General features: G+C 37.3%; 12 protein-coding genes. 1 reads left to right on the top strand and 11 read right to left on the bottom strand.

Translation table 11 applies throughout. The features are described 5' to 3' along the window. The first annotated feature begins 303 nt into the window (after window positions 1–303). Window positions 304–1,095, top strand: a complete 792-nt coding sequence (locus V7161_RS29100) for a TIGR00266 family protein (protein ID WP_335716252.1) — start codon at window positions 304–306, stop codon at window positions 1,093–1,095. A 268-nt stretch (window positions 1,096–1,363) separates the two neighbouring features. Here the strand turns inward: V7161_RS29100 and V7161_RS29095 are convergent, their stop codons facing one another. The 11 genes from V7161_RS29095 to V7161_RS29045 all read right to left on the bottom strand — a co-directional run bounded on the left by V7161_RS29095 (window position 1,364) and on the right by V7161_RS29045 (window position 10,185). Next, window positions 1,364–1,687: a DinB family protein gene (locus V7161_RS29095; protein ID WP_335716251.1), complete on the bottom strand. Its 324-nt coding sequence runs from the start codon at window positions 1,685–1,687 to the stop codon at window positions 1,364–1,366. Further along, complete coding sequence (locus V7161_RS29090) at window positions 1,660–1,845, bottom strand: hypothetical protein (RefSeq protein WP_335716250.1); 186 nt, start codon at window positions 1,843–1,845, stop codon at window positions 1,660–1,662. The genes V7161_RS29095 and V7161_RS29090 overlap by 28 nt, the downstream gene beginning before the upstream one ends. A 64-nt stretch (window positions 1,846–1,909) precedes the next feature. After that, complete coding sequence (locus tag V7161_RS29085; RefSeq protein ID WP_335716249.1) at window positions 1,910–2,914, bottom strand: hypothetical protein; 1,005 nt, start codon at window positions 2,912–2,914, stop codon at window positions 1,910–1,912. Then, complete coding sequence (locus V7161_RS29080) at window positions 2,911–3,786, bottom strand: ABC transporter permease subunit (protein WP_335716248.1); 876 nt, start codon at window positions 3,784–3,786, stop codon at window positions 2,911–2,913. The genes V7161_RS29085 and V7161_RS29080 overlap by 4 nt, the downstream gene beginning before the upstream one ends. A gap of 117 nt (window positions 3,787–3,903) precedes the next feature. After that, on the bottom strand, window positions 3,904–5,364 hold the full coding sequence (locus tag V7161_RS29075; RefSeq protein WP_335716247.1) for a DUF4153 domain-containing protein: 1,461 nt from the start codon (window positions 5,362–5,364) through the stop codon (window positions 3,904–3,906). Between the two features lie 77 nt (window positions 5,365–5,441). Continuing rightward, a complete protein-coding gene (locus tag V7161_RS29070; RefSeq protein WP_335716246.1) occupies window positions 5,442–6,080 on the bottom strand; it encodes an HAAS signaling domain-containing protein in 639 nt (212 codons plus the stop codon). Continuing rightward, window positions 6,061–6,408, bottom strand: coding sequence for a PadR family transcriptional regulator (locus tag V7161_RS29065; RefSeq protein ID WP_289985797.1), 348 nt, complete (start codon window positions 6,406–6,408; stop codon window positions 6,061–6,063). Before V7161_RS29065 ends, V7161_RS29070 begins: the two co-directional genes overlap by 20 nt. 104 nt (window positions 6,409–6,512) lie before the next feature. Beyond that, on the bottom strand, window positions 6,513–6,689 hold the full coding sequence (locus V7161_RS29060; RefSeq protein ID WP_335716245.1) for a hypothetical protein: 177 nt from the start codon (window positions 6,687–6,689) through the stop codon (window positions 6,513–6,515). Between the two features lie 85 nt (window positions 6,690–6,774). Further along, window positions 6,775–8,217, bottom strand: a complete 1,443-nt coding sequence (locus tag V7161_RS29055; protein ID WP_335716244.1) for an amino acid permease — start codon at window positions 8,215–8,217, stop codon at window positions 6,775–6,777. A 335-nt stretch (window positions 8,218–8,552) separates the two neighbouring features. Beyond that, on the bottom strand, window positions 8,553–8,807 hold the full coding sequence (locus V7161_RS29050; RefSeq protein WP_438825809.1) for a hypothetical protein: 255 nt from the start codon (window positions 8,805–8,807) through the stop codon (window positions 8,553–8,555). An 85-nt stretch (window positions 8,808–8,892) separates the two neighbouring features. Beyond that, on the bottom strand, window positions 8,893–10,185 hold the full coding sequence (locus V7161_RS29045) for a Glu/Leu/Phe/Val family dehydrogenase (protein ID WP_335716254.1): 1,293 nt from the start codon (window positions 10,183–10,185) through the stop codon (window positions 8,893–8,895). Window positions 10,186–10,237: the final 52 nt, after the last annotated feature.

The following is a 10,237-nucleotide window of genomic DNA, read 5'->3' as shown; positions in this document are numbered from 1 at the left end:
TGAATATAGAGTAATTCGTATATACTAGCAAGACTTTTATTTGAAAAATAAACCAAAATTTTTAGCTTGTCTTCTGGGTCCCATTAATGTTAAGATGATTAAGCGATGAGCTGAATTGTGTAAGCCGAAAAACATTCCTTTTAGGAACACACAATGTGGAGTGTGGTTTTTCGCCTCAATACGCGAAAGACGTCTGTTTTTAACAGACGTCTTTTTATTTTATCTTCAGTTAAAAATAGTATATTTTTCCTAAATTTTTTATAATGTAAATAGGTAAACATTATAAAATTTGGAGGGATTACTATGAACAATCACGAAATCGATTACAAGATTTATGGTGATGATATGCAGTTCGTGGAAGTAGAGCTTGATCCAAATGAAACAGTTGTGGCTGAAGCGGGAAGCTTTATGATGATGGAAGATGACATACATATGGAGACCATTTTTGGTGATGGATCTGGAGGCGGCGGTGGCGGCCTTATGGGAAAACTATTTAGTGCGGGTAAACGTGTTCTTACAGGTGAAAGCTTGTTTATGACTACCTTTACCAATTCTGGAGCAGCAAAAAAGCGGGTTTCCTTTGCCTCTCCTTACCCTGGTAAAATCATTCCAATGGATTTAAGCCAACATGGCGGAAAAATCATCTGTCAAAAGGATGCATTTCTTGCAGCTGCAAAAGGGGTTCAGGTAGGAATTGAATTCCAGCGAAAAATTGGCGCAGGCTTTTTCGGTGGAGAAGGCTTTATTATGCAAAAGCTGGAAGGCGATGGTCTTGCGTTTGTTCATGCCGGCGGCACGATTATTAAAAAAGAACTCCTGCCGGGTCAAACTCTAAGGGTAGATACTGGTTGTTTAGTAGCGATGACCAGCAGTGTGGGGTATGATATTGAGTTTGTTAAAGGCGTTAAAACGGCCTTGTTTGGCGGTGAAGGATTATTCTTTGCAACGCTTCGCGGTCCGGGTTCTGTTTGGATTCAATCATTGCCCTTCAGCCGACTTGCCAGCCGTGTATTTGCTGCAGCCCCATCTCGAGGCGGAGGAAAAGACGAAGGCAGTATTGCTAAAGGGATCTTTGATATGTTTAATGGGGACTAATAAGATGAAAAAAACCGAGCTTCGGCTCGGTTTTTTTACTAAACAGATCTAACTTCTAGTACTTAATACATATTTTTTGGTACTTATGACATGTTTTCGGAGATTTTATACACAATTTTAAAAACTTACGACATTCACTGGATATTAACTGGTAATTCTAAAAAACTTCTAAGACTTATAACATATTTTTTAACACTTACAACGTATTTTCGGAGATTTAATACACAATTTTCGATACTTAAGACATTCGCTGGATATTAATTAGCAATTAACTTACACCCTGTTCCTTATCCCAAGAACCCTGCATTTTCCTAATAGTAACAATTTGACCAATATGATGGGCATTGTGAAGAGTGATATTGGTTAGGGTCTCAATCCAAGGATGATTCGAGTCTGTATTAACCGGCTGATCTAATTTCGCATCCTCACATTCCCGAACCGCATTATACCAATCGGTCATTACAGCATTAAACCTCTCGACAGCCTCAGCCCATTCTAACACAGCAGTGAAAGTAGAATTATTATCCCCTTGCATTTCAGGAACTGGAATTTCTTTAAACCGATTTAAATAACGTTCATTCCAAAAAACCAAATGACTGACGATTTCCAAAATGAGTTTTCGGATTTCTCCCCTTCCCACACTGCCTTCTCATCTGTAAGTCCTGCAGCAGCACTTTGAAAGGATACAAACCAGCCATTTTTGTTGTGAGATAATAAAAACTGCTCAAGGATGACATCTTTTCGATTCATGGACAACTCTCCCTTAATTTTTAATAAATCTATTCTTGAAATCACTTTTTTTTCCATCCTGCTGTTAAAGCTTACGTACAAGCTCAAATGATCCCTGTTTCACAAATGTCTTGGATTCGGCCTTTGAAACTTTTTTCATCTTTTTCACAACCTGCAGGCCATTCATGTTTTCCTCTAGTTCTTTTTTAATCATATTCACAAGCGCAATGACAATAAAAAACCCTATCACAGGACTAAAGATAGTCCAAGGTGCAAGTAAAAATTCTCTGAAATTCTGTCCAATCAATCCTGCCCATTCATTCGTGATTGTTGCAGGAGTTGGCGGCGGCTTATCGGGATCATCAAGTCCAAAGATTCCCGCCCTATTCCTACCACCGAGAAACATTCCAAACAGCCCAAGCTGCATTGTTATGTGAAGCGTACTGATCAGCTGCTGAACGGTAAATAAAACGCTGTAAGAAAGTAAGTAGGGCAGCAATTGTCTTCTTATTAGATGAAATTTACCCGCCCCCATCAAAATAGAACTTTGCACGAAGGATGTTTTTAATAACTCATCCGTTACATCAGAAGCGAATATTGTTACGGAAGGAACGCCAATAAAAACAAGAATAATAATTTGATAGGTTACAATCGATGAGATGGCTACATCATTAAAATTCCCGACAATCGGAATCATTAAAATTATACCTATGAGAATTAAAGGGATATAACGGAAAGGCAGGAAAAAGTCCTTCACATAGCTTTTTAAAAAAGGGGCCCAGATTGATAAAAAAATCCCCAATAATCCTCCAATTAGCACCCTTAAGATGGCGACTCCAAAGGTGGAAATAAGAGTGAATTTTGCCCCATATAGCAAAAGCCAATGCATGTCTTCACCATTTCGATTGGTTCCAAGTATATGGTCTTCGGAAGGTGGAAACGGAGCTCTCCCAATGATCTTTCCCTGTTCATTTTTAACTAAAACCTGATGATTATAATCTTTCGGTCCGTAAGCAGGATAGAAAATACTTATTAATAGGAGAAGAAGAAGTAAGGAAGAAGCGATTATTGTTATTTTATATTTCTTCATATTGTTACATGCTCCTTCCCTCTTATTAATTTTGAAATCGTCCAGCCTGCTGCTTCTATGACTAACAATGGAATCGAAAACATTAACAAACAAACTACGAGCGAAGCGAAATCTCCTCCCATAGAGATAATTTTAAAAAATTGCTGTGTAAATCCATTAATGTTAAACAAGTATTCAACTAAATAAATATTAGAAAGTAATACCCAAACAATGGTCCTTAGCTGTAAGACAGAAAGTGGAAAAATGTTTCTCATAATATGTATAAGCAGGGTTCTGAGGCGACCGATTCCTTTGGCTTTCGCATAGAGCACATATTGCTGGGATTGTTCATCAGTCATAACCTTAATTAAAAATTGAATCAATAAAAATAAAGGTAGGAAAGAGACTGTCATGATTGGGACAAAGTAGGGCTTTGCACCAAAAACTCCATATAACTGTAAAAATTTAATTCCTGTTTCTTTATAGAGCATGATGACAAAAAACTGAAATAAAAAAATCACTAATAAATCTGGGACTGCTTCAAAAAAGTTAATGCCACTTTTTAAAATATTTCTCAGTTTCTGCGGTGCAAGCATAATCAGAACTGAAAATACCATACCCATGAAAATAATAAAGATTAAGCTAATAAATAGGATCGTCATTGAATAATGATAACTTTCGGCAATGTCCAATTGCTTAAAAAACGACAAGTAGGCAGCATCCTTTATTTGGAGAAGAGATTGAAAATCTGATTTCATAAACCCCCAAAACGTTTCAAAATTAAACACAACATGATCTCTTCCAATTCCTAATAAGGATGGAAGATTAAAAATAAAAAGGAAGCCGCCAATAATCAAAACTAGTCGAATAATAATACGTAAAAATCGTTTCATTTCATCCCCCTTAAAATCAATTTATTATAATATTCGCAATTTAGATAGACGAAATATGTTTGAGAAAGTTACACAAAAAATGAAAAGCATGCAAATTTTTTTTGCATGCTTTTCTATCTAGTTCAAATCAAGCTTCCTGAGTTTTGAGAAAGCTTGCTCTCTTTTTAAGTTATATGACTGCCAAGGATTATTTTCTGTCAAGGCCTGCTGCTTCCGTTTTATCAATATTCCTTCCAGCCCATTTATTGATTGATCTTTTTCATAAAGGTCAATCAATCCCATTACACCTGTATAAGATAGATCGTTAAGATAATATATATCGATCTTCCCGCTTTCCGTGTAGCGATCCATATTCTCCTTCACCACCATTTTATCTAAGTCTATTACTGTGATGGTTGTGAAGTAAATTAAAGAAGAAATAAAGTAAAAATGAAACAAGGACAGTTTTTCAACCCATACTTTTACCAATGTATACATGAAGATGACTACCAGGAATATCATGAACGAATGGGCAAGTATCCTAGTAAAAGTGAATCCATAAGCGTCCTCGTACATGCCTAAACGCATAAAGGCAGATATGAGCATAACAAAACTAGCCAATACCAAAAAGGTAAGTAAAAATTGCATGAATCGCTTTACGAAATTAGTACCATGATTAACGACGGTTAGGACTACTACTGTAATCGATAAATTGATCATCGTGACAAACAATAGTTCAAAGAAACCTTTTCGTGCGTATTCTGCGTAGGTATAATCCCCTTGCAAAGACCCGCTGAAGAAATATTTAAACTGAACCATCGTAAATAATAGGTATACCGCATTGATTACAATTAAAACCGTTATAGTAATAATTGAATCAAGCTTGGAACCTGAATCGTTAGCGGTCTGTTGGATAACTTTAATTTGTTTTTTAGAAAGAATCTGCAGAAATCCAAAAAAGCCAGCGGTATAAAAGAGAATAATTCCTACCCTAAAAATACTTTCTACATCGATGACGTTAAACCATTCCGGTATTCCGCCTATCATCCGTTTAAACTGAGCATCTGCTGACATAAGTAAATTTAGTACGATAAATAAAACAGGCAGTGAAATGACCAATCCAATAAGTACTTTTTTCCATATGACCGTCTTCCCCTGGTCAACACCTTGTTTCAATCCCTTTGCAAATACCCGGGAAAACGCCGCATTATATTTTACAGAATTTAATAGCATGGAAAACAGATAAGGAATCATTCCAATTTGATTCCACTTCATTTGTTTCGGACTGGTGACTAAAACAAGATGAAAGATAACCAAGCAAGGAATTGCCATAATATTGAGTCCATACATAACCTCGTTGTCGTTCAAAAAAAAGCTTGCAGACAGGAGCCAGATGCAACAAAGAATCAAATAGCCTATTCTTTGATGGGAAAAAGTGTATCTGCGGAAACGCAAAAAAAATACCGCGTAAAAACCTAAAATAAATACAAAATAAGAAATTCCAATTTTCCCCCGGAAAAATGCTTCTTCCCCTAAAATACCTAGCAGTAAGCATAAAACCAAAAAAAGCCAATCTGATTTATTAATTTTCGTATCCATCGTCATCCCTCTTTCATGTAGATTTTCTATATATATAGTTTTANNGTTTTACTAGGTATATATTCAAAAAAAACTGCTTATATCGATGCTTTCCTTCCCCAGCGGTAGCCAAACCAGCTAATTGGATAAAGAAAAATGGTAAAAATGATACAAGCAAAAATAAATGTTTTCGTTAATAAAGGTGCAAACCAAGAATGAGGTATGATTTCAAATACTGTCAGAACCATTAACAATAAGTTAGGGATAAGAGAAAGTAAGAAGGTTTTTCTTAAAAGGGTTTTCCCCCTATGGCCAAAACCTTTGCCGATTTCATATCCGAGCAGTGCCCAAAAAAACATGTATAAAAAGGCAATTAGAATAGGAATAGCGGTTAAATGGTGCCAAAGGGCAGAGAGCCATTCCCATTGATAAAGATTATGGGCAAGCGTTAATAAACTTCCTCCACCGAAAAAGATGATATTTAACAGGATGAACAGCCATTTCATATTACTCGGAGTAACCGAGAGCTCCTCGTTCCACAAGCCAGAAATCTCATTCGGACTGCCCAAACGAGAGACAATTCTATCATAAATTTCAGCTTCAGTTTTAAGATCATAGGATTCAATCAGGATTTCTTCAATATGTGATTCATATTCAAGAAGAATATTCTCTTTTTCTTTATGGTTAATCAATCCGTTTGATAGTTCATCAAGAAACCTACTCTTTGACCGTTCCATGCTTGGATCTCCCAATTACTTTATTCATAACTTGAACAAAATCCTGCCATTCGCGAGTTTTCTCATCTAACAGTTCTTTTCCGGCATTTGTAATCCGATAATATTTACGTGCGGGACCCTTTTCCTGCTCCTGCCAATAACATTCAATATACTCCTGCTTCTCGAGCTTGTGCAAGGCCGGATATAAGGTCCCTTCTTTTACGCTCAAGCCATTATCGCTGCGCTGTTCCAGCTCTTTCACTAATTCATAGCCGTACATATCACGCTCATTCAATAATTGCAATAAGATTAATGAGGTACTGCCTTTCACTAATTCGCGGTTAAACATTTTCTCACCTACCTAGAAATATTAGGTACATAGAAATTCTACATCGTTCGAATTCATTTGTAAAGAAAAATAGTGACGAAATTTTAATCGTCACTGATTTTTTTCTATTTCATCTTAAGGTCGTTTTTTTGGCGCTTAATGAATTGGTCTCTTTCACCGCCATCTGATAATACCTCTTTGAACGCATGATTTGCTTTGTCCCCCAACATCATTTCTGATGACCGAATCGTTTTTGGCGGCAGGTTATTATTTGGAGCAGCCTGTTCATTCCAATTTCCCATATCTATCACCTCGATCTTATTGTTTGAAGTATGGACTGAAATATCCAAAAAAACGCTTGGAAAAATCCCAAGCGCTTTTACGTTATTAGATAATCATTTTTTTGTTGTCCTGGAGCTGAAGTTCTTGTTCTTCTGTTCCGTCCTGTTCACGAATCTTTTTAATTTTAAAGTGATAGATCAAGTAACATGCTGCCACAAATGGTACTCCAAGATATAATGCTAACCTTTGGGCAGGGTCGAACGCTAAACTAACTAGAACGGATACATTTAATAATAATGCAATAATCGGAAGAAGTGGAAATAGTGGTGTTTTAAATTTCAGATCTTCCACTTTACCACCTTCGCGAATAAACTTTCTCCTGAAAGCAATTTGTGAAGCTGTGATGGAAATCCAACCAACTTGTGCCCCTAATCCTGCAACGGAAAGCAACCACATAAAGACGGTTTCTTCTGCAAAAAATCCTGAAAGTAAGGATAATAAAGCAATTCCGATTGTAAAAAATAAAGCGTTAATTGGTACTCCACTTTTGCTTACTTTTGTAAGCTTTGGACTTGTCATTTTTTCTTTAGACATCGCATAAAGCATACGTGTTGCTGCATAAAGACCTGAGTTCGCAACAGAAAGCAGGGCAGTTAGAATAACAAAGTTCATAATATCTGCGGCATAAGGTATACCGATACTATCAAAAACGACGACAAATGGACTTTCGACAACTCCCGCTTTTTCCATCGGAATTAATCCAGCTACAACGAAGATTGCTAATACGAAGAAAAACAGTGTCCGCCAAACCGTTTGTCTAATTGATTTCGGAATGGTTTTCTCTGGCTCTTCACTTTCACCTGCTGCGATACCAATTAATTCGGTCCCTTGGAACGAGAAGTTTACCGCAAGCATTGTAACAATTAGTGCAGTGAATCCGTGAGGCATGATCCCATGTGCTGTAAAATTAGATAAGAATGGTGCAGCATGTCCGCCTTTCATATCAATGAGACCGAACATGGCAGCGCCGCCTAAAACAATAAACATAATAATAGCTAAAATTTTAATGCTGGAAAACCAAAATTCTGCTTCACCAAACGCTTTAGCTGAAAGAGCATTTAGAGCAAATAATACAATCGCAAATATCGCACACCAAATCCAAATCGGAGAATGTGGGAACCATCTTTGCATAAGCTGGCCGGCAGATAATAATTCCAACGCCACCGTAACAGACCAGCCGAGCCAGTATAGCCAGCCAAGTGCGAACCCTGTTCCCGGTCCAATAAATTTGGTCGTATAAGTTTGGAAAGACCCTGAGACAGGCATGGCTACGGAAAGTTCACCCAGACAGACCATGGTCAAAAACATAATTAAGCCGCCGACAATATACGATAGAATGGCACCTGTTGGTCCTGCTTGGCTAATCGTGTATCCTGAGCCTAGGAATAGACCAGATCCGATAACCCCTCCAAGTGAAATCATAAACAAATGTCTTGACTTCATCGTTCTTTGTAAGTCATGTGTTGCATTGTTTTCCGGTAAATTCATTCAATTTCCCCCTTGTTCCCTTGATGAAGAATACGCTTTCAAAATAAAGACGAATTATGATAGAATAGGATAATTTTTGTTAAAAGAACGTTTTTCACCTTCCTGTCACAAATGAAAGATTAAAATATTTGTCGATATTTATCAACCACCAAATCTTTCTAAAATTTATCACTATTTCTACATTATATAAATGCAATTTCTATGCCAACTTTTTAAATCTATATTTATGAACATTTTTCGAACAAAAATGCCAATTTTTTTTGCGGATTTTATAAATATTTTGCACTTTGAACGCAAAAATACTCTTCCCATAAAAATGGAAAGAGCATCATTTTTTAATCACTACCTGTAATTAGTAGGTCATCTTGGATAATTGCTAGAGAAGTTTCTTTGGTAACTCTTTGGCCCTTCTTTACATGCAGCGATGTAATATGCCCGCTTATGCCAATCGAAATCTCTTCAATCTTACCGTTGTGGGTTTTAATTAGGAACAATTTTTCCCACTCATATACATGATTGTTCTCTTTAGTTAAAACTTTTTCTACGGTGCCGGAACAAGGACTGTAAATAGTTTCCTTTACCATTCGCAAATTTTTCACTCCTATAATGATTTCGTTCGTCATAGCGGTTTTTGCTAATAGATGAAAGTTGAGCTACCATATAACTTTTACGTTTTTATACCCAGCCGCGGAACCTTGATGCCTCGGCCACTTTTTTAATACCAACCATATAAGCAGCTAAACGCATATCTACTTGGTGTGTTTCAGCAGTTTGATAAATATTTTCAAAAGAACCAACCATTACCTTTGCCAGTTTTTCATTCACTTCTTCTTCTGACCAATAGTAGCCTTGATTATTTTGCACCCATTCAAAATAGGAGACTGTTACACCGCCTGCACTTGCTAAAATATCCGGAACGAGCAGGACACCACGTTCTGTCAGAATTGTTGTTGCCTCAAGTGATGTTGGTCCATTTGCCGCTTCCACAACTATGGATGCCTTAATATTTGCTGCATTTTCCGCCGTAATTTGGTTGGAAATGGCAGCAGGAACTAGGATATCACAGTCTAATTCAAGCAGTTCTTTATTCGTAATCGTATTTTTAAATAATTGTGAGAAAGAGCCGAAACTGTCTCTTCTATCGAGCAAGTAATCAATATCTAATCCGTTCGGATCGTAAACGGCACCATGTACGTCAGAAACAGCGACAACTTTTGCTCCGGCATCATGCATAAACTTCGCTAAGAAGCTTCCGGCATTTCCAAATCCTTGAATAACGACGCGCGCCCCTTGCAGCTCGATACCTTTTTTCTTGACTGCTTCTTCAATACAGATGGTTACGCCTCGGGCAGTCGCAGTTTCACGGCCTTGTGATCCTCCTAAAACAATCGGTTTTCCAGTAATAAATCCTGGTGAATCAAACTCGCGCAAACGGCTGTACTCATCCATCATCCAGGCCATAATTTGCGAATTCGTGTAGACATCCGGAGCTGGAATATCTTTTGTTGGTCCGACAATCTGGCTGATGGCACGAACATATCCGCGGCTTAATCTTTCAAGCTCTCTAAAAGACATTTTACGCGGGTCGCAAATAATGCCCCCTTTACCGCCGCCATATGGAAGATCTGTAATTCCGCACTTTAAGCTCATCCAAATCGATAAGGCTTTTACTTCTTCTTCGTCTACCTCAGGATGGAAGCGGACGCCGCCTTTAGTTGGCCCCACTGCATCATTATGCTGAGAGCGATATCCAGTGAAAATTTTAACAGAACCATCATCCATTCGAACTGGAATTCGAACTGTAAGCATACGAATTGGTTCTTTCAATAATTCATACATTTCGTTTGTATAGCCTAATTTATTAAGTGCTTTTTGGATGACTGTTTGTGTTGAAAAAAATAAATTTAATGATTCTTGCTCTTTTTGCTGTTCTTTCGTAATTTCATCTACCACTTTGTTAGCAGACATTTCGGCACCCCGTCGTATTATAAAATATTTTTTTGTTAAACTTGGTTGTTGA

Source organism: Neobacillus drentensis (assembly GCF_036965425.1).
Lineage (GTDB): Bacteria > Bacillota > Bacilli > Bacillales > Cytobacillaceae > Neobacillus > Neobacillus drentensis_F.
The sequence above is the reverse complement of the archived record's forward strand: the minus strand, read 5'-3'. Positions and strand labels throughout refer to the sequence as shown.

What these genes read in the sequence shown, in the direction of transcription:
- V7161_RS29045 (WP_335716254.1), bottom strand. Translation starts at nt 10,185, where the DNA reads ATGTCTGCTAACAAAGTGGTAGATGAAATTACGAAAGAACAGCAAAAA.
- V7161_RS29100 (WP_335716252.1), top strand. Translation starts at nt 304, where the DNA reads ATGAACAATCACGAAATCGATTACAAGATTTATGGTGATGATATGCAG.
- V7161_RS29090 (WP_335716250.1), bottom strand. Translation starts at nt 1,845, where the DNA reads ATGAATCGAAAAGATGTCATCCTTGAGCAGTTTTTATTATCTCACAAC.
- V7161_RS29060 (WP_335716245.1), bottom strand. Translation starts at nt 6,689, where the DNA reads ATGGGAAATTGGAATGAACAGGCTGCTCCAAATAATAACCTGCCGCCA.
- V7161_RS29055 (WP_335716244.1), bottom strand. Translation starts at nt 8,217, where the DNA reads ATGAATTTACCGGAAAACAATGCAACACATGACTTACAAAGAACGATG.
- V7161_RS29085 (WP_335716249.1), bottom strand. Translation starts at nt 2,914, where the DNA reads ATGAAGAAATATAAAATAACAATAATCGCTTCTTCCTTACTTCTTCTT.
- V7161_RS29065 (WP_289985797.1), bottom strand. Translation starts at nt 6,408, where the DNA reads ATGTTTAACCGCGAATTAGTGAAAGGCAGTACCTCATTAATCTTATTG.
- V7161_RS29080 (WP_335716248.1), bottom strand. Translation starts at nt 3,786, where the DNA reads ATGAAACGATTTTTACGTATTATTATTCGACTAGTTTTGATTATTGGC.
- V7161_RS29070 (WP_335716246.1), bottom strand. Translation starts at nt 6,080, where the DNA reads ATGGAACGGTCAAAGAGTAGGTTTCTTGATGAACTATCAAACGGATTG.
- V7161_RS29075 (WP_335716247.1), bottom strand. Translation starts at nt 5,364, where the DNA reads ATGGATACGAAAATTAATAAATCAGATTGGCTTTTTTTGGTTTTATGC.